The following is a 17,205-nucleotide window of genomic DNA, read 5'->3' on the forward strand; positions in this document are numbered from 1 at the left end:
GCGATGGTCCGACGCTGGCTGCGCCGCATCGCCTTCACGCTGCTGGGCTTCTTCGCGCTGGTGGGCCTGTACGTGGCGACGGCCTGCGCGCTCGTGTTCTGGCCCGCCAATCCTGAGCCTCCGCAGAGCACCAAGGCAGAAGTGCAGGCCTGGGTCCTGAGCAACGGCGTGCATACCGACTACGTGTTCCCGATCCGCACGGCCACCATCGACTGGCTGCAGCTCTTTCCGCTGAAGGACTTCAAGGCGCCGCCGCCCGACGCCGAATTCATCGCCATCGGCTGGGGCGACCGCGAGTTCTACCTGAACACGCCCACCTGGGCCGACCTGACGGCGGCACGCGCGTTCGGCGCGCTCGTCGGCGGCAACCGCGCGCTGATGCACGTGAGCTACCTGCGGCGCAACCAGCTGGGGCAAGGCGCATATGCGCTGCCGCTCACGCAGGCGCAGTACGCGCAGCTCGCAGACTACGTGCGCGCCGCGCTGCCTTCCGGCCGGGCAACGCCCATCGCCGGCGCGCACTACGACAACCAGGACGCCTTCTACGAGGCCGAGGGCGGCTACAACCTCTTCGAGACCTGCAACACCTGGACCGGCCGCGGCCTGCGGCGCGCAGGCGTCACCGCCAGCCGCTGGACGCCCTTCGACTTCACGGTGACGTGGCACCTGAAGCCGGCGCGGCCCTGACCAGCTTCGGATTCAGGCTCAGGGCTTCGGCACGCCGCCCGACCACTTGGGCCAGTTCGCGACGATGTGATCGACCACGCGCGAGCCCACCAGCTCGATGTTCTCCACCGTCTCGGCGAAGCCGCCGGCCGTCTCGCCCGGCGCGGGGTCGAGGTGCTGCAGCGTGGTTTCCTTCGGGTTGCCCTGGTCGAAGTTGACGGCGCCGCGCAGGCTCATCACGCGGTCGGTGCCGTGGGTGCGCTTGATGACGAGGGTGATGGCGGCGGCCTCCATCTCGGTGATGACGTAGTCGTCGGCGCCGTAGAGCTTGGCGATGTACTGCGCCTGCTTCGACATGCCGGGGCCGTGGAAGAAGGTGTCGCCGGTCATGTGCGTGCCGGTGCCGACGAAGGGCGCGCGGCGCGCCGCGGCGTCGGGGTAGCGCAGGCGGTACTTGCGGGCCGAGTCGGAGTCCTTCAGCGGCGTGTCGGCCGAGAGCTTCATGGCCCAGCCCACGAGGTCGGGGTTGAGCTTGAAGCGGCGGTATTCCTCGTAGCCCTTGCGCGGCATGAAGGTGGGCTCGCCGGGCTTGTTCTCCTCGGGCGCCCAGCGGTGGCCGAGGTCGTAGTCGACCAGCCAGGTGGCCCAGCTCACTTCGCCGATGGTGCCGCGCGAGGGCGGCGTGCCGGCCACGCCGGAGATGACGTAGTAGCTCTGCGAGAAGTCGAACTGCGGGTTCAGCAGGATGGCCTGCATCGACGACGACGAGTTCACCTTGCCCATGCCGAGCACCGAGCCGCACACGCCGTCGGCGTTGCAGTACACGGGCTGCAGCGCGCCGGGCACGGCGATGGGCTTGGCGTCCTTCCAGTAGCGCTCGTACCAGTGCTGGAACTCGCCGGCGCGGTCGCCGGTGTTCTTGCCGATCTCGAACATGGCGGCGACGAAGACCTTGACCTTCACCGGCGCGGCCGGGGCCTGCGTCGAGGCGGTCGTGGTGGACGTGGAGGCGCAGGCCGTGAAGAGCAGCGCCGCGGCGGGCACGGCCAGCCAGCGGACGGCGAGAAGGGAAGGCTTGAAAGAACTCATTCTGGAACCCGGTGAGAAAGAAAAAACGGCATGGCCGGCGGCACAAGCGCGCCCGGCGCACCGCCGGCGCCTGCGGCGTCCTACAACCGGCGATTGTCGGTGCTGGCAAAAGCGCGGTGTACCACCACGCAAGCCCCATGCCGGCCTCTTCCCCTCCTTCCTCTTCGCCCTCCACCGCCAAGCCTCCGTCCAGGCCGACGCCCATCTCCAACGGCCTGGTCTACGTGAACCCCGACATGCCCGGCATCCGCCGCCTGAAGAACGGCGAGCGCTTCCGCTACCGCGATGCCCGCGGCAGATGGGTGCGCGACGCGGACGATCTCTCGCGCATCCGCATGCTGGCCATTCCGCCGGCCTACACGCAGGTGTGGATCTGCCCGCTGCCCAACGGCCACCTGCAGGCCACCGGCATCGACGCGCGCGGGCGCAAGCAGTACCGCTACCACGCCGACTGGCGCTCGATGCAGGACGAGACCAAGTTCGACCGCCTCGAGGCCTTCGCGCTCGCGCTGCCGGGCATCCGCGCCCGCGTGGCGCGCGACCTGCAACTGCCTGCGGGCCGCAAGGCGCCCGGCCGCGCCCAGGTGCTCGCGGCGCTGGTGCGCCTTCTCGACACCACGCTGCTGCGCGTGGGCAACGAGGAATATGCGAACAGCAACGGCTCCTTCGGCCTCACCACGCTGCGCAACCGGCACGCGGCGGTGAAGGGCCAGGCGCTCAGGCTGCGCTTCCGCGGCAAGAGCGGCGTGATGCACGAGGCGCAGCTCGACGACCCGCGCGTGGCGAAGGTGGTGCGGCAGTGCCAGCAGCTGCCGGGGCAGGCGCTCTTCCAGTACGTGGATGCCGGCGACGAAGGCGATGACGGAGAAGGCGAACTGCGCGGCGTCTCGTCCACCGACGTGAACGACTACCTCGCCGAAGCCGCCGGCGGCGAGCGCTTCACCGCGAAGGATTTCCGTACCTGGCACGGCACGGTGCAGGCGCTGGAACTCACCCGGCTGGCCTGCGAGCCCGGCCGCACCGCCGCCGACGGCAGCCGCTACAGCGCCAGGGACATCCTCGGCGCGGTGGCGAAGCAGCTGGGCAACACGCCGGCGGTCTGCAGGAAGGCCTACGTGCACCCGGCCGTGCTGGCACTAGGCAGCGCGCTGTCGGACGGCGACGAGGCCACCGCCGCGCTGTTCGAAAAGATCGGCGGCAGCCGCAGCGCGAGGCCTTCGCGCGGGCTGCATGCAGCCGAGCGCCGGCTGATGGCGTTCCTGAAGGCGCACCGGCGCGAACAGGGGCGCGCCAGCGCGAGCACCTCAGCCGCCAGGAGACAGAGAAAAGGGAAGGAAAAGGAAAAGGCTCAGGTCCGCGTCACGAGCACCAGGCGCACGCTGGCGGCATCGAGCGCCACCGCGTAGCCCAGGTCTTCCGCGAGGTTCTGCAGCGCCACGGCGTCGATGGCCAGCGCGCGCGGCGCGCGGTGGGCGTCGAGCACGGCCTCGGAGGCGCCCGGCTCGCGCGGCAGCGCCGTGAGGCGCAGCGCGTTCGCGCCATCGGCCTCGATGCGGATGGCACCGGCCTCGTCCGCGCCGTCATGCAGGTAGCCCATTGCGCCGAGGAACAGGTAGCGCAGCGCGGCCGCGGCGGGCCAGAGGTGTTCGTCGTCGGACGGCGCCAGCGAAGGGTCCGTTTCCAGCGCCACGCCGTGCAGGTCGAAGGCCGAGCGCATCAGCGTCACGCATTGCGCCACCAGCGCGCTGCGGGTGATGCCGTCGTCGACGGTGGCGAGCTCCCAGTCGCGCAGCGAGCGGATGGCTTCCACCAGTTCCGAAACCTGGCTGTCGATCAGCCCCACCCGCTCCTCGCAGGCCGCCGCATCGACGGTGGCGGCGCCGATCTGCCGCTTGAGCATCAGCAGTGCCATGCGGATCACCGAGACCGGAGCGGCCATGTCGTGTCGCAGGGCGGGCAATGCGCGGGTGAGAAGTTCGTGGCGCACGCCGGCGGCGATCCAACTGCGCGCGCTGGGGGAGGATTTCATTGGGCGGTGGCCACGGGCTTCGGGTTCATCATCGGCAGGATCAAGAACTGCTTGGCTCCAGAAACGTTCTGGTAACAAGTATGAAGTATGGCGCGCGCCCGCAGATGTAGGAGGGTGCCTACCATGACGCCACCACGGCGCGCCGGGCCTTCCGGCCGCCGCCGGCTCGCTCAGGGCTTGCCGAGGTAGGCGCGCACGTCCTTCACCTCGACGCCCGCCGCGGCAATGGCCGAGCGCAGCTGCGCCTCGGTCACGCCCAGCGTCCGGGTCCAGTAGCGCACCTCGTGCGCCTCGTTCACGTTGATGCGGGAGGCATCCTGCGGCCCGCGCTTGTTCAGGTCATCGGCCATGATTGGGTTTCCCTATCGGTGGAGGTCCTGTTTGCATGGAACCCCACCATGCGGCGCTCGCGCGGTGCGTGCTGGAGGACTTCGGCGCGCCCGCTTGCAGGAGAAGGCCGAAGCGGGGCCGAAGCGGCGCCCGGGTTGGGAATGTCCGGAAACGGCGTGCCGGCGCCCTCCTCCGCTCCTAACTTCGGGCTGCACCAACTCCCGACCCTCACGTGATGACCCCGGAACAGAACAAGCGCGCCGTCACCGACGCCTGGAAAGCCTTCGCGAGCCGCGACCGGCAACGCATCGAGGCCGTCTTCACAGACGACGCCGAATGGCTCGCGCCGAAGGGCAACGCCACGGCCGTGGCACTCGGCGTGCCCGACCACATGATCGGCCCGGTCGCCATCGCGCGCTTTCTCGTGGACGACTTTCCGAGGCTCTTCGTGGCCGACGTCGCCGTGAGCTTCTCGCACCTGCATTGCGACGGCGACACCGTGATCCTCGAGGAGCGCATGCAGGCCACGCTGGCCGGCGGCAGGCACTACGACAACGACTACTGCTTCGTCTTCGAGCTGCGCGAAGGCCGCATCGCCCGCGTGCGCGAGTACATGGACACGCGCAAGGGCCACGCGGCGATCTTCGGCTGAACCCGTTCGCTCAACTCACGGCCGCGACGCAGCGCGCCTTCAGCTCCCGCTTGAGCAGCTTGCCGTTGGCCGTGGTGGGCATCGCGTCGATCAGCTCGATGCGCGCCGGGCGCTTGTAGGGCGACAGGTTCTCGGCAAGATGCGCGCGCAGCGCCGTCTCGTCGAGCGCCGCGCCGGGCTTCAGCTCGATGAAGGCGACCACCTGCTCGTTGCCATCGGCCTCGGGCACGCCGATCACCGCGCACAGGTGCACGCCCTCGAAGCGGCCGATGACCGCCTCGATCTCCGCCGGGTACACGTTGAAGCCCGAGCGGATGATCATTTCCTTCAGCCGGCCCACCACGAAGAGCGCGCCGTCGTCACCGAAGCGCCCGAGGTCGCCGGAGGCGTACCACCCGCCGGGCCGCATCACCTGTGCCGTGGCGGCGGCGTCGCGGAAATAGCCGAGCATGAGGCCGGGGCCGCGCAGCCAGATCTCGCCGGTGTCGCCTGGCGGCACGTCGTTGCCGTCGGGGCCCACGATGCGGGCCTCGCCGCCCTCCACCGCATGACCGGCCGAGGTGTCTGAGCGCGGAGACTCGGTGCGCGTGAGAAACACCGAGCCCGCGTACTCCGACAGCCCGTAGCCGTAGTGCAGCGGCTGGCCGAAGAGCCCCTCCACGCGCTGCTTGAGCGCCGGATCGAGCGGCGCCGAGCCGGTGTAGACGTAGCGCAGCTGCGGAAAGCGCGGCGCGGCGCCTTCGGCCTCGATGTGGGCAAGCAGGCGCGCGTACATCGTCGGCGGGCCGAGCAGGTTCGACACCTGCTCGTTCGCCAGCGCCTGCAGCACGTCGGCCGGCGAGAAGCTGCCGCGCAGCACCAGCGCGGCGCCGCCCGTGAGCGCGGCCATCAGCACGGTGCCGATGCCGAAGATGTGCGTCATCGGCAGGAAGGCATAGACGCGGTCGTTCTCGTCCAGCGCACGCACCCGCGCCGACACGCGCCCGAAATGCAGCAGGCCGCGGTGCGACACCATCACGCCCTTGGGCGTGCCCGATGTGCCGGAGGTGAAGATGATGGCGGCCGTGTCGGCCAGCGCCGGGTCGGGCTCGGTGCGCGCGTCGTCGCGGGCGGCCGAGCACATCACGCCTGCAAGCGAGGTCGGTTTCGCACCGACCCTCTGCGCATGCTTTGCGGCGGCCTCGGAGGCTCCGGTCGTGAAGCAGCAAAGCCGCGCATCCGCCCGTTCGGCGATGGCCGCGATCTCGCCCGGCGACATGCGCGCGTTCACGCCGCACGACCACGCGCCCACGCGGCTGCAGGCCATGAGCAGCGCGATGTGCGCGGCGCAGTTCTCGGCCACCAGCAGCACGCGGTCGGTGGGCCGCACGCCGGCCGCGAGCAGGTCCTGTGCGGCGACGTCGACCATGGACTGCAGCTGCGCGTAGGTCGTGGTGTTTCCGGGCTCGAGGAGAAAGACCGCATCCGGCGTTCGCTCCGCGCGCTCTTCCAGCAATTGGTGAATCCGCTGCATCTTCTATTCCGCCTCGATGCCCTTGGAGGCCGTCGCCCACAGCTGGCGGTCGGCCTTGCCCTTGGTCGCCAGCACATCGGCCGCGCCCGACCACACGTCGTAGCCCTGCTCGCGCAGCCGGCTGGCGATGTCCTCGCGCGCCAGCATCTTCTGCGCGGCGGCGTTCATGCGCGCGACCATCGCGGGGTCCATGCGCGCCGGGCCGTAGAGGCCGAACCAGCCGCCCACGTCGTAGCCGGGCACGCCCGACTCGACCATGGTCGGCACCTCCGGCAGCATGCGGTTGCGCTGGCGCGAGGTGACGGCCAGCGCGCGCACCTTGCCCGTCTGGATGAAGGGCTTGGAGGTGGCGATGATGTCGAACATCATGGTCACGGTGCCGGCCATCACGTCGGCCAGCGCCGGTGCGCTGCCCTTGTACGGCACGTGCGTGAGCTGCACCCCCGTCATCTTCTCCAGCAGCGCGCCGCTCAGGTGGTTGGAGGCGCCCACGCCGGCCGAGCCGTAGAACACCTTGCCCGGCCGCGCCTTCGCATAGGCCAGCAGCTCGGACACGCTGCGCACCGGCACATCGTTGTTGACGACCAGCACGTTGGTGTAGTCCACCAGCGGCGCTATGGGCACCAGGTCCTTCATCGGGTCGAAGGCCATTCTGCGCTGCACGTTGGGGTTGATGGTGATGGTCGGGCTCGCGCCGAAGAACAGCGTCGCGCCGTCGGGCGCGGCCTTGGCCACCGCGTCGCCGCCCAGCGAGCCGCTGGCGCCGGGGCGGTTGTCCACGATCACCTGCGTGCCCAGTTCCTGGCTCAGCGCGGGCGCGAGCAGGCGCGCCGCCCCATCCACCGGACCGCCGGCCGAATAGCCCACCACCAGCTTGATGAGCGAAGGCAAGGGCTGCTGCGCGAATGCACGCTGCGACAGCACGCCGAGTGCCGCACCGCCGGTCAGCGCGGCCATGAGTTGGCGGCGCGAGAAGTGAATCGATGTCATGAGCGTTGTCTCCTGTTGTTGATCTACAAGTCAGGCTCAAAAGCCAAGCAGGACTGTTCTTTCGTGAAACACCGCGGAACCGGCTTTGCCGGGCCGCAGGTGTTGCCCCCGGTAGGGGGTTGGCGAAGCGACACGAAGTGCGCGAAGACTGGGGGCGAGCCTCATACGGGCAAGTCCAGAACCTGCCGCGCGAGGATGTTGCGCTGTATCTCGTTGGTACCGCCGTAGATCATTGCGGCCGTGGAGCCGATGAGCGGCGAGAGCACGTTGAAGCTCTGGCCGTCGAGCACCTGGTCGCCGGCCACCGCGCCCTGCTCCTCGCCGGCCTCGACCAGCAGCGCGCCGATGCGGTGATAGGTCTCGCTCGCCCAGACCTTCAGCAACGACACCGAAGCCGGCAGCGGCTTGCCCGCGCGCACGATGTTCGCGAAGCCGGTGTAGGCGGCTGAGAGGTCGAGCACGTCGAGCCGCAGCGCCGCGAAGCGCTGCGCGAACACCGGGTCGGCAAAGAGCCGCCGCGCCTGCGCCAGCCGCGCGAGCTGGCCCAGCGCGTACTGCGACTGCTTGGGGCTGCCGAGGAAGATTCGCTCGAAGCCCAGCAGCGCCTTCGCGATGCTCCAGCCGCCGTGCAGCTTGCCCACGAGGTTCTCCGCCGGCACGCGTACGTTGTCGAAGAACACCTCGCAGAACTCCGGCTCACCCGCCAGCGTATGGATCGGCCGGATGGTGATGCCCGGCGTGCGCAGGTCGCACAGCAGGAAGCTGATGCCCTCCTGCTTGCGCGCGTCCTTGTCGGTGCGCACCAGCATGAAGATGTGGTTGGCATCCTGCGCGAGCGTGGTCCAGATCTTCTGGCCGTTGACGACGAAATGCTCGCCCTGCGCGTCGCGCGCCGGCATGGCCTCGGTGCGCAGGCCCGCGAGATCGGAGCCGGCGTTGGGCTCCGAATAGCCCTGGCACCAGACATGCTCGCCGCTGAGGATGCGCGGCAGAAAGCGCTGCTGCTGCTGTGGCGTGCCGTGCTGGATCAGCAGCGGTCCGATCATCACGATGCCCTGGTCGGGCGCGCGCGCCACGCCGTACTGCTCCAGCTCCTCGATCCACGCGATGAGCTTGTCGGCCGGCAGGCCCATGCCGCCGTGCACCTGCGGCCACGCGGGTGCGATCCAGCCTTGCGCCGACAGCGTGAGGTACCAATCGCGCATCTCGCTCCAGCGCGCACGGTGCGAGAGGTAGCGCAGTTGCTGCGGGTAGCGCTGCTGCAGGAAGGCGCGCACCATGCGGCGGAAATCGGCCTCGGACATCGAGGACCAATCGGCGGTGCGCGGGAATTCGCCTTCCCATGCGGCGGAGACCGCCACCGTGTCCGCATCGCCGCTCAGCGCCGCATGCCTGCGCTGATGCGCGCTCACATTGCCCAGCCACGCCGAAAGGCACAGCACGCGCTTGTAGAACAGGCTCAGGTCGCACTCCTGCGTGTAGCCGATGGCGCCGTGCAGCTGCACGGAAGCGCGCGAGGCCTGCAGCGCGGCGGCGGTGCAGCGCGCGTTGACGCGGCTCGCCTCGGCCTCGAGCCTCTGCGCCGGCAGGCCCTGCGCCGCCAGCGCCAGCACCTCGTCCAGCGTGGCCTTCGCCACTTCGAGATGGATGAACATGTCGACGCAGCGGTGCTGCAGCGCCTGGAAGCTGCCGATGGGCTTGCCGAACTGCGAGCGCGTGCGCAGGTAGGCCAGCGTCTGTGCCAGCATGGCCTGCCCCGCGCCCAGCAGCTCGGCCGACTGCAGGATCTGGCCGGCCGCGAGCGCATGGCGCAGGGCCTCCTGCGCGGCCGGGCCTTCGGCCAGCACCGCATCGGCCGGCAGCGCCACCTGCTCGAAGCGCAGGTTCGAGGCCTGGCTGCCGTCGACCAGCGGCACCGGCGTTTCGATCACGCCTTCGGTGCCGCGCGGCACCCACAGCAGCACGGCATCGTCTTCGCCGCGCGCCGACACCAGCCAGCCGCTGGCGGCCGCGCCGGGCAGCACCATGAGCTTTTCGCCCTGCAGCAGCACGCCGCCCCGGTGCCCGGGCCGTGCCTCGCAACCGCAGGCCAGCGGCACGGCGCTCAGGTCGCCGGCGCTTTCCTGCCAGGCCAGCGCGGGCAGGTTGCGGCCCGCGACCAGTTCGGCGAGCAGCGCGCCCGCACCGGGCGTGCCCAGCCGAGCCAGCAGCAGCGCGCCGAGGCCTGCCACGGCCAGCAGCGGTTCGGGCGCGGCATGCTCGCCCGCTGCGCGGAAGATCTCGGCCGCGCCGTCGAGGCCCAGTGCCAGCCCTTCCGCGGACTCGGGCGCCAGCATGCCGGTCCAGCCGAGCCCTGCGATGTCCTGCCAGCCCTCGGCCTCGTCGCCGCCGGGGTGTTCCATGCGTGCACGCCGCCGCTGGATGGCACGGCTGCGGGTGAAGTAGTCGAGCGCCGATTCGCGCACTGCCGAAAGTGATTCGAGGTCCATCGCCGCAGCGTGCCCGAAGACCCCGCCGGGCGGCATTTGCATTTGCCGAAGGGAGGGTTTCGCAATCAGAGAGCCGCTGCGCGCGCGTGCGGGCTAGATTCGGCCCATGACCACCAAGATCAAGAAATCCCTGCACACGGAGCTGGGCCACAGCACGCCCGACAGGATCACCGTGCGCGGGCGCGACCTGCCCTCGGAGATCCTCGGCCACCTCAACCTCGGCGACATGGCCTTCCTGGAGCTGACCGGGCGCATCCCGACGCCGCAGGAGTCGGTGACCTTCAACGCCATCGTCGTCACGCTGGTGGAGCACGGTGTCACGCCCAGCGCGCTGGCCGCGCGCCTCACCTATGCAGGCGCGCCCGAGGCGCTGCAGGCGGCCGTGGCGGCCGGCCTGTGCGGGCTGGGCACGGTGTTCGTCGGCAGCACCGAGGGCGCCGCGAAGATGCTCTACGAGGCGATCCCCTTCGGCGAGAAGCCCTCGCGTCCGCTGGCCGACATGGCGAAGGACATCGTGGCCGACCACCGCGCGCGCAAGCTGATCGTGCCGGGGCTGGGCCATCCGCTGCACAAGCCCATCGATCCGCGCACGCCGAGGCTCTTCCAGATCGCGGCGGAGAACGGCCTTTCCACGCACTACGTCGCGCTGATGCAGGCGGTGCAGGAAGAGGCCGAGCGCGTGTCGGGCAAGTCGCTGCCGATCAATGCGACGGGTGCCATCGGCGCCATCGCGGCCGAGTTCGGCTTTCCCTGGAAGATCATCCGCGGCTTCGGCGTGATGGCGCGCGCCATCGGCCTGGTGGGCCACATCCTGGAGGAGATCGACGACCCGATGGCCATCGAGATCTGGCAGCGCGTGGAAAAAGAGGCGGGCGGCCCCCGCCAGGATTGAGCCAAGACCGATGAACAACGCCAACGACAAGAACTTTCCCGACATCCGCGACGCGGTGCGCGACCTGTGCGCGCAGTTTCCCGACGCCTACTTCCGCAAGATCGACGAGGAGCGCGGCTACCCCGCCGACTTCGTCGACGCGCTCACCAAGGCCGGCTGGATGGCCGCGCTGATCCCGCAGGAGTACGGCGGCTCGGGTCTGGGCCTGACCGAGGCCTCGGTCATCATGGAAGAGATCAACCGCTGCGGCGGCAACTCCGGCGCCTGCCACGGCCAGATGTACAACATGGGCACGCTGCTGCGCCACGGCAGCGAGGCGCAGAAGCGCGCCTACCTGCCCAAGATCGCCAACGGCGAACTGCGCCTGCAGTCCATGGGCGTGACCGAGCCCACCACCGGCACCGACACCACCAAGATCAAGACCACCGCCGTGAAGAAGGGCGACCGCTACGTCGTCAACGGCCAGAAGGTGTGGATCTCGCGCATCCAGCACTCCGACCTGATGATCCTGCTGGCGCGCACCACGCCGCTTTCGGAGGTGAAGAAGAAGTCCGAGGGCATGTCGATCTTCATCGTCGACCTGCGCGAGGCCATCGGCAAGGGGCTGGAGGTGCGACCCATCCTGAACATGGTGAACCACGAGACCAACGAGCTGTTCTTCGAGAACCTGGAGATTCCGGCCGAGAACCTGATCGGCGAGGAAGGCCAGGGCTTCAAGTACATCCTCGACGGGCTCAACGCGGAGCGTACGCTGATCGCGGCCGAGTGCATCGGCGACGGCTACTGGTTCATCGACCGGGTCACGAAGTACACGAAGGAGCGCGTGGTGTTCGGCCGCCCCATCGGCCAGAACCAGGGCGTGCAGTTCCCGATCGCCGAATCGTTCATCGAGGTGGAAGCCGCCAACCTCATGCGCTACGAGGCCTGCCGCCTGTTCGATGCGCACCAGCCCTGCGGCGCGCAGGCCAACATGGCGAAGTACCTCGCGGCCAAGGCGAGCTGGGAGGCGGCCAACGCCTGCCTGCAGTTCCACGGCGGCTTCGGCTTCGCCTGCGAATACGACATCGAGCGCAAGTTCAGGGAGACGCGGCTGTACCAGGTGGCGCCGATCTCGACCAACCTGATCCTGAGCTACGTGGCCGAGCACATGCTCGGCCTCCCCCGTTCGTTCTGAAGGACTTCCCATGAACTCCATCGACCATCCGAGCAAGGTGCTCGCGACTTTCGCGGCCGACCTGAAGTTCGCCGACATTCCCGCCCCCGTGCTGCGCCGCACAGAAGACCTGATGCTCGACTGGCTGGGCTCGGTGCTCGCGGCCCGTACGGCGCGGCCGGTGCGCAGCATCGAGCGCTTCGCGCAGATGATGGGCCCCGCCGAAGGGCCGAGCGAGCTGCTGACCTCGCGGCGCACCACGTCGCCGGTGTTCGCCGCGCTGGTCAACGCGGCGGCCTCGCATTTCGTGGAGCAGGACGACGTGCACAACGGCTCGGTGTTCCACCCGGCCGCCGTCGTCATCGCGCCCGCGCTCGCGGTGGCGCAGAGCATCGGCGCGAGCGGCGCGCAACTGCTCACGGCCGTGGTCGCGGGCTACGAGGTCGGCATCCGCGTCGGCGAGTTCCTCGGCCGCTCGCACTACAAGACCTTCCACACGACGGCGACCGCGGGCACGCTCGCGGCCGCTGCTGCAGTGGGACGCCTGCTTGAACTCACGCCGCAGCAGATGCTGCATGCCTTCGGCTCCGCGGGCACGCAATCGGCCGGCGTGTGGGAGTTCCTGCGCGACGCGGCCGATTCCAAGCAGCTGCACTGCGCGCACGCTGCGGCAAGCGGGCTGATGTCGGCCTACCTCGCGCAGGACGGCTTCACGGGCGCCGCGAAGATCCTCGAAGGCGCGCAGGGCCTGGGCGTGGGCATGTCGAGCGACGCCGACCCGGCGAAGCTCATCGACGGCCTGGGCACGCGCTGGACGCTGGCCGAGACTTCCTTCAAGTACCACGCCTCCTGCCGCCACACGCACCCCGCCGCCGACGCGCTGCTGCAGGTGATGACGCAGAACAGGCTGAAGCCCGCGGACGTGTCGCGCGTGACCACGCACGTGCACCAGGGTGCCATCGACGTGCTGGGCCGCGTCGACGTGCCCGCCACGGTGCACCAGGGCAAGTTCTCGATGGGCACGGTGCTGGGCCTCATCGCCGTGCACGGCCGCGCGGGCCTGGGCGAGTTCGACCGCGACTTCCTCGCGCCCGAGGTCTCGGCCTTCCGCGAGAAGGTGGCGATGCAGCTCGACGAGGAGGTCGACACGGCCTACCCCGCGCGCTGGATCGGCAAGGTCAGCGTGCAGACCGCCGACGGCCGCACGCTGCAGGGCCGCGTGGACGAGCCCAAAGGCGACCCCGGCAACAGCCTGAGCCGCGCGGAGATCGAGGACAAGATGCTGCGCCTCGCGCACTACGGCGAAGGCGCGACCGCCGACGAGGCCAAGGCGCTGTGCCAGCGTGTCTGGCAGCTGGCCGACACGCCGCGCGTGGGGCGCTGGCTGGCCTGAGGGCTCTCGGGAGGGCGTTCAGGCCGGCGCGGTCCAGGCGAAGAGCCGTCCGCAGCCGGGCGAGCGCGCATCGAGCCCCGCGGTGCGCGCCAGGTCCCAGAAGCCGGCTGGCGAGCTGGACACCACGGGCACCTGCAGGCGCTCCTCCACCTCGCGCACCGCATCGAGCGTGACCAGCCCGCCGCACGAGATCAGGATGCCGTCGGCTCCCGGCTGCGCCTCGAACACCTTCACGCACAGGTCCACCAGTGCCCTGGTCGGCACCTTGCCCACGGCCTGCACGTCGGAGATCGAAAGGCCTTCGAGTGCCAAGGGCTCGAAGTCGCTCTGCTCCAGGTAGCCGCGCAGCTGCGCGTTGACCTCGTCGATGTAGGCCGTCGCCACCGCCACGCGCCGCACCTTCAGGTGACGCAGCCCGTTGACGATGGCGTTGCTCATGGTCGTGCACGGCAGGCCCGTGGCGCGCGCCATCTCGACCTCGAGCTGGCGGTTGAAGGTCGCGCCGCGGAAGAAGCTCAGCGAGGTGCCCATGAGCGAGATCGCGGAAACGCCCTCTTCCTTCTTCAGCTCGACCGCCTTCGCGACCACCGAGTCGATCACGTCGAGGTAGCCGCGCGTGGAGATTTCTCCCAGGCCCAGCCCGCGCGCGCTGAAGCGGATGCGCTCGCCGTACAGCAGCGGCCCGTCCACCGGCACAGCGCCCGCGGCGGGCGGCACGATCAGGCCCAGATGAGGCTGCGCCATGCTCAGCTCCCCTCGGCGACGATGCGCTGGTCCTCGATGATCTTCTTCCACCGCGAGGTCTCCGCCGCCATGTCCTTGCCGAGCTGGGCCGGCGTGGAGTAGGCGCGCAGCGTGCCCTGCGCGGCGGCAGCGGTGCCGGCTTCCGGCGTGTCGAGCACCGACTTCACCGCGGCCGAGAGCTTGTCGACGATGTCGTTCGGCGTGCCGGCCGGCGCCAGCACGAAGATGCGCGGCGCCACGTCGAAGCCGGGCAAGGCGTCGGCCAGCGGCGGCACGTTCTCCGCGCCTTCGAGCTTGGCCGTGTTCATCATCGCCAGCGCGCGCAGCTTGCCCGCCTTGGCCTGCGCCATGCCGGCCGTGGCGCTCACCACGCCCAGGGGAATCTGGCCGCCGATCACGTCGGGCACGATCTGCGCCGCGCCCCGGTACGGCACGTGCACCACCGGGCTGCCGGTGGCCTGCTTGAGCATCTCGAAGCCCAGGTGCTGCACGGTGCCCACGCCCGAAGTGGCGTACGAATAGCGCGAGGCGTTGGCCTTGAGCTCCTTCACCAGCTCGGCCGGCGTCTTCGCGGGGAAGTCGTTGCTGGCCACGATCATCAGCGGCGAGATGAAGGCCCCCGCCACCGGCCTGAAGCTGGTGAGCGGGTCGATCGCGATCTTCGGCTGCAGCAGCTTGGCGGCGAGCAAGGCGCTGTCGCCCATCATCAACGTGTAGCCGTCGGGCGGCGCCTTGGCGACGAAGTCGGCCGCGATGAGCCCCGTTGCACCGGTGCGGTTCTCCACCAGCACCTGCTGGCCCAGCACGTTCGACAGGCGCGTGCCGAGCAGCCGCGCCACCGCATCGACGCCGCCGCCGGCGGAATAGCCGACGATGAGGCGAATGGGCTTGTCGGGGTATTTCTGGGCCCAGGCCGCGGGCGCAGCGAAGGCGGCCGCGAGGCCCAGGGCGGCCATCGCGCGCAATGCATGGCGGCGCGCGGGTGGTCGAATCGCTTGTCTGGCTTTCATCATGTCTCCGTTGTCTTGATCGGACGCCGGCCGTCTGTCGCGGCCCGGTCGTGAAGGAAGAAAGTGTCGCCCCCGCGGCGACGCGGGCCGCTCAGGCCTTGCCCTTGCCGTGCGAGGTCGGCAGCTTCGCCAGCTCGCGCACGCGCTCGGCATTGGGCGCGAAGCCCAGGCCGGGCGTCTCGGGCAGCGTGAGCCAGCCCTGCTCGGGCACCGGCAGGCCGTCGAAGATCTGCTTGAGCATCTGCACCGCCACGTAGTGGTACTCGACCAGCCCGCCGTTCGACACGCCCGCATGCAGGTGCATGTTGTGGAAGGGCCAGGCGCCGCCGTTGTCGATGGGCACGTTGAAGGCCTGCGCCATGCCCGCGATCTTCAGCACCTGCGAATAGCCGCCCGAGATGGTCACGTTGGGCTGCAGCACGTCGGCCGCCTGGTTCACCAGCAGATCGCGGAAGCGGAAGGCCAGGCCCTCGTTCTGGCCGCAGGCCAGCGGGATGCGGGTGCGCGCGCGCAGCTGGGCCATCTGCCGCACGTCGTTCTGCGTGAGCGGCTCCTCGAAGAAGCTGATGCCGTAGGGTTCGATGCGGTGCGCCAGTTCGGTGGCGTGGAACAGGTCGAGGCCGCAGTTGGCGTCGACGTAGAGCTTCACGTCGGGGCCGACCGCCTCGCGCACGGCGGCGACGCGGCGCACGTCTTCGGCGATGACCTCGTCGAGCGGGCGCGGCTCATCGCGGCGCGCGAGCGCATGGTTGCCGACAGTCATCTTCAGCCGCTGGAAGCCCTGCGAGACCCACAGCTTCGCCGCCGCCGCGAGCTGGTCGCGCTCGAAGAAGCCGAAGCCGAAGGTGGCGTACACCGGCACCTTCGCGCGCGCGCCGCCGAGCAGGCGCCACAGCGGCTGGCCCAGCGCGCGGGCCTTGATGTCCCACAGCGCGATGTCGAGCGCGGCGATGGTGTGGCTGGCGTAGCCGGTCTGGCCGCGCGGCGAAAGCAGCCAGTAGAGCTTTTCCCACAGGCGCTCGGTGGCCATCGGGTCTTCGCCGATCAGCGCCGGGCCGGCCACCTCGCGCACGGCGGCGGCGATGATCTCCTCCTCGGTGATGGCCGTCATGCCATGGCCGACGAGGCCGGTGTCGGTCTCGATCTCGGTGAGGCACAGCGACAGCGAGGTCTGCTTGTTCATGCCGACCACGTCGATGGTGACGGGAATGTTCAGCGGCGTGGCGCTGACGCGAACGATCTTCAAGAGTGTCTCCTTTGTTGGTGCGCGCATCTTTGCGTGCGAACCGCGGGAGAACAATTCGTTTTTGGCGAGTTCGAGCCTTCGCGTGGCGCGAAGGCTGACGCAAGAACCCGCTCAGTCGGGCAGGCCCAGATGCTCCAGCACCGAGCGCGCGGCCACCGTCAGGTCCTGCTGCCTGCGCACGCACAGCAGGTGGCGCCTGTTGGCCCAGGGTGCGTCGAGCTTCAGGCAGCGCAGCTTCAGTATCTGCAGCTGCGGCAGGATGGCCGCGTAGGGCAGCACGCCGATGCCCGCACCCTGCTCCACCATGCGGCAGACCATGTCGAAGCTGCCCACCTGCATGCGCACCTTCAGCGGCACCTGCGCCTCCAGCGCCGCGGCCAGCAGCACGCGGTGCAGCGCCGTGCCTTCGCGCACCACGATGTGGTCGTGGCTCAGCACCTCGTCGACGCCGATGCGCCTGCGCCGTGCCAGCGGATGGTCGCGCGCCACCACCACGGCCAGCTCGTCGGTGCGATAGGGCAGGCATTCGAGGCCCTCGGCGGGCGTGTTGCCCTCGATCACGCCGATGTCGGCGAGGCCCGCCTGCACCGCCTTCACGACCTCGGTGCTGGCGCGCTCCTGCAGGTCGATCTTCAGCACCGGATGAAGGCGCAGGAAGGAGCCGATCTGCGCCGGAAGAAACTGCGCGATGGTCGAGGCATTGGCCGTGATGCTGACCACGCCGGCCACGCCGTTCTGGAAGTCGTCGAGCTCGGCGCCGAGGCGGTCCATGGCCGAGAGCACGGCGCGCGCATGCAGCAGCAGCCCGTGCCCCGCCGAGGTGAGCGTGACGCCGCGCGCATGACGCACCAGCAACGGCAGCCGCGCGCGGGCCTCCAGGTCGGAGATGCGCTTGCTGGCAGCCGCCAGCGCGATGTGGCAGCGCTTGGCGCCCTCGCTGATGCTGCCGTTGTCGGCAACGGCCACGAACAGGCGCAGCGACTTCAGGTCGGCCGACATGGCTGCGGCC

At 69.9% G+C, this 17,205-nt stretch carries 16 protein-coding genes; 6 read left to right on the forward strand and 10 right to left on the reverse strand.

Annotated features, from left to right (window positions below):
• Nucleotides 1-3: 3 nt before the first annotated feature.
• Nucleotides 4-687 carry a TIGR02117 family protein gene (locus BMY35_RS25365; RefSeq protein ID WP_093205340.1) on the forward strand — a complete coding sequence of 228 codons (684 nt, stop codon included), beginning with the start codon at nt 4-6 and terminating at the stop codon, nt 685-687.
• 18 nt (nt 688-705) lie between these two features.
• Here BMY35_RS25365 and BMY35_RS25370 read toward each other — a convergent pair whose 3' ends face one another.
• Nucleotides 706-1,755, reverse strand: a complete 1,050-nt coding sequence (locus tag BMY35_RS25370; RefSeq protein ID WP_093205343.1) for a purine-nucleoside phosphorylase — start codon at nt 1,753-1,755, stop codon at nt 706-708.
• A 137-nt stretch (nt 1,756-1,892) separates the two neighbouring features.
• Here BMY35_RS25370 and BMY35_RS25375 point away from each other — a divergent pair, with 137 nt between their 5' ends.
• Entirely contained in the window at nt 1,893-3,161 is a 1,269-nt protein-coding gene (locus BMY35_RS25375) for a DNA topoisomerase IB (RefSeq protein WP_093205345.1), read from the forward strand.
• On the opposite strand, the gene BMY35_RS25380 is transcribed toward BMY35_RS25375, so the two are convergent.
• Together BMY35_RS25380 and BMY35_RS25385 are read right to left on the reverse strand one after the other, a co-directional pair.
• Complete coding sequence (locus BMY35_RS25380) at nt 3,104-3,784, reverse strand: hypothetical protein (RefSeq protein WP_093205348.1); 681 nt, start codon at nt 3,782-3,784, stop codon at nt 3,104-3,106. The genes BMY35_RS25375 and BMY35_RS25380 overlap by 58 nt on opposite strands.
• A 170-nt stretch (nt 3,785-3,954) precedes the next feature.
• Nucleotides 3,955-4,134: a DUF3606 domain-containing protein gene (locus tag BMY35_RS25385; RefSeq protein ID WP_093205350.1), complete on the reverse strand. Its 180-nt coding sequence runs from the start codon at nt 4,132-4,134 to the stop codon at nt 3,955-3,957.
• 215 nt (nt 4,135-4,349) lie between these two features.
• Between BMY35_RS25385 and BMY35_RS25390 the strand changes: the two genes are divergently transcribed.
• Nucleotides 4,350-4,766, forward strand: a complete 417-nt coding sequence (locus BMY35_RS25390; RefSeq protein ID WP_093205353.1) for a nuclear transport factor 2 family protein — start codon at nt 4,350-4,352, stop codon at nt 4,764-4,766.
• A gap of 10 nt (nt 4,767-4,776) precedes the next feature.
• On the opposite strand, the gene BMY35_RS25395 is transcribed toward BMY35_RS25390, so the two are convergent.
• From BMY35_RS25395 to BMY35_RS25405, 3 genes are all read right to left on the reverse strand, one after another.
• The gene (locus BMY35_RS25395; RefSeq protein ID WP_093205356.1) at nt 4,777-6,279 is read right to left on the reverse strand and encodes a class I adenylate-forming enzyme family protein; all 1,503 of its coding nucleotides are present in this window, start codon (nt 6,277-6,279) and stop codon (nt 4,777-4,779) included.
• A 3-nt stretch (nt 6,280-6,282) separates the two neighbouring features.
• Nucleotides 6,283-7,269, reverse strand: a complete 987-nt coding sequence (locus BMY35_RS25400; RefSeq protein ID WP_093205358.1) for a Bug family tripartite tricarboxylate transporter substrate binding protein — start codon at nt 7,267-7,269, stop codon at nt 6,283-6,285.
• Nucleotides 7,270-7,430: 161 nt separating this feature from the next.
• Nucleotides 7,431-9,758 (reverse strand): acyl-CoA dehydrogenase family protein, encoded by a 2,328-nt coding sequence (locus BMY35_RS25405; RefSeq protein ID WP_093205525.1) that lies wholly within the window; start codon nt 9,756-9,758, stop codon nt 7,431-7,433.
• Nucleotides 9,759-9,864: 106 nt separating this feature from the next.
• Here BMY35_RS25405 and BMY35_RS25410 point away from each other — a divergent pair, with 106 nt between their 5' ends.
• Genes BMY35_RS25410 through BMY35_RS25420 form a run of 3 tightly spaced genes read left to right on the forward strand, consistent with a single transcriptional unit; the run spans nt 9,865 to nt 13,196 of the window.
• The gene (locus tag BMY35_RS25410) at nt 9,865-10,650 is read left to right on the forward strand and encodes a citryl-CoA lyase (RefSeq protein WP_093205361.1); all 786 of its coding nucleotides are present in this window, start codon (nt 9,865-9,867) and stop codon (nt 10,648-10,650) included.
• Between the two features lie 10 nt (nt 10,651-10,660).
• Entirely contained in the window at nt 10,661-11,824 is a 1,164-nt protein-coding gene (locus BMY35_RS25415) for an acyl-CoA dehydrogenase family protein (protein ID WP_093205363.1), read from the forward strand.
• Between the two features lie 10 nt (nt 11,825-11,834).
• Nucleotides 11,835-13,196, forward strand: coding sequence for an MmgE/PrpD family protein (locus tag BMY35_RS25420; protein WP_093205365.1), 1,362 nt, complete (start codon nt 11,835-11,837; stop codon nt 13,194-13,196).
• Nucleotides 13,197-13,214: 18 nt separating this feature from the next.
• On the opposite strand, the gene BMY35_RS25425 is transcribed toward BMY35_RS25420, so the two are convergent.
• From BMY35_RS25425 to BMY35_RS25440, 4 genes are all read right to left on the reverse strand, one after another.
• Nucleotides 13,215-13,940, reverse strand: coding sequence for an arylmalonate decarboxylase (locus BMY35_RS25425; protein WP_093205368.1), 726 nt, complete (start codon nt 13,938-13,940; stop codon nt 13,215-13,217).
• Nucleotides 13,941-13,942: 2 nt separating this feature from the next.
• Nucleotides 13,943-14,950 (reverse strand): Bug family tripartite tricarboxylate transporter substrate binding protein, encoded by a 1,008-nt coding sequence (locus tag BMY35_RS25430; RefSeq protein WP_093205528.1) that lies wholly within the window; start codon nt 14,948-14,950, stop codon nt 13,943-13,945.
• Nucleotides 14,951-15,041: 91 nt separating this feature from the next.
• Nucleotides 15,042-16,196, reverse strand: a complete 1,155-nt coding sequence (locus BMY35_RS25435; protein ID WP_093205370.1) for a mandelate racemase/muconate lactonizing enzyme family protein — start codon at nt 16,194-16,196, stop codon at nt 15,042-15,044.
• 111 nt (nt 16,197-16,307) lie between these two features.
• Nucleotides 16,308-17,195: a LysR family transcriptional regulator gene (locus BMY35_RS25440; protein ID WP_093205373.1), complete on the reverse strand. Its 888-nt coding sequence runs from the start codon at nt 17,193-17,195 to the stop codon at nt 16,308-16,310.
• Nucleotides 17,196-17,205 lie beyond the last annotated feature (10 nt).

This window comes from Variovorax sp. YR750 (assembly GCF_900109805.1).
GTDB lineage: Bacteria > Pseudomonadota > Gammaproteobacteria > Burkholderiales > Burkholderiaceae_C > Variovorax > Variovorax gossypii.

Bases quoted from the DNA above. Each gene is read 5' to 3' on its own strand.
- BMY35_RS25365 (WP_093205340.1), top strand. From the start codon at position 4: ATGGTCCGACGCTGGCTGCGCCGCATCGCCTTCACGCTGCTGGGCTTC.
- BMY35_RS25370 (WP_093205343.1), bottom strand. From the start codon at position 1,755: ATGAGTTCTTTCAAGCCTTCCCTTCTCGCCGTCCGCTGGCTGGCCGTG.
- BMY35_RS25375 (WP_093205345.1), top strand. From the start codon at position 1,893: ATGCCGGCCTCTTCCCCTCCTTCCTCTTCGCCCTCCACCGCCAAGCCT.
- BMY35_RS25380 (WP_093205348.1), bottom strand. From the start codon at position 3,784: ATGAAATCCTCCCCCAGCGCGCGCAGTTGGATCGCCGCCGGCGTGCGC.
- BMY35_RS25385 (WP_093205350.1), bottom strand. From the start codon at position 4,134: ATGGCCGATGACCTGAACAAGCGCGGGCCGCAGGATGCCTCCCGCATC.
- BMY35_RS25390 (WP_093205353.1), top strand. From the start codon at position 4,350: ATGACCCCGGAACAGAACAAGCGCGCCGTCACCGACGCCTGGAAAGCC.
- BMY35_RS25395 (WP_093205356.1), bottom strand. From the start codon at position 6,279: ATGCAGCGGATTCACCAATTGCTGGAAGAGCGCGCGGAGCGAACGCCG.
- BMY35_RS25400 (WP_093205358.1), bottom strand. From the start codon at position 7,269: ATGACATCGATTCACTTCTCGCGCCGCCAACTCATGGCCGCGCTGACC.
- BMY35_RS25405 (WP_093205525.1), bottom strand. From the start codon at position 9,758: ATGGACCTCGAATCACTTTCGGCAGTGCGCGAATCGGCGCTCGACTAC.
- BMY35_RS25410 (WP_093205361.1), top strand. From the start codon at position 9,865: ATGACCACCAAGATCAAGAAATCCCTGCACACGGAGCTGGGCCACAGC.
- BMY35_RS25415 (WP_093205363.1), top strand. From the start codon at position 10,661: ATGAACAACGCCAACGACAAGAACTTTCCCGACATCCGCGACGCGGTG.
- BMY35_RS25420 (WP_093205365.1), top strand. From the start codon at position 11,835: ATGAACTCCATCGACCATCCGAGCAAGGTGCTCGCGACTTTCGCGGCC.
- BMY35_RS25425 (WP_093205368.1), bottom strand. From the start codon at position 13,940: ATGGCGCAGCCTCATCTGGGCCTGATCGTGCCGCCCGCCGCGGGCGCT.
- BMY35_RS25430 (WP_093205528.1), bottom strand. From the start codon at position 14,950: ATGAAAGCCAGACAAGCGATTCGACCACCCGCGCGCCGCCATGCATTG.
- BMY35_RS25440 (WP_093205373.1), bottom strand. From the start codon at position 17,195: ATGTCGGCCGACCTGAAGTCGCTGCGCCTGTTCGTGGCCGTTGCCGAC.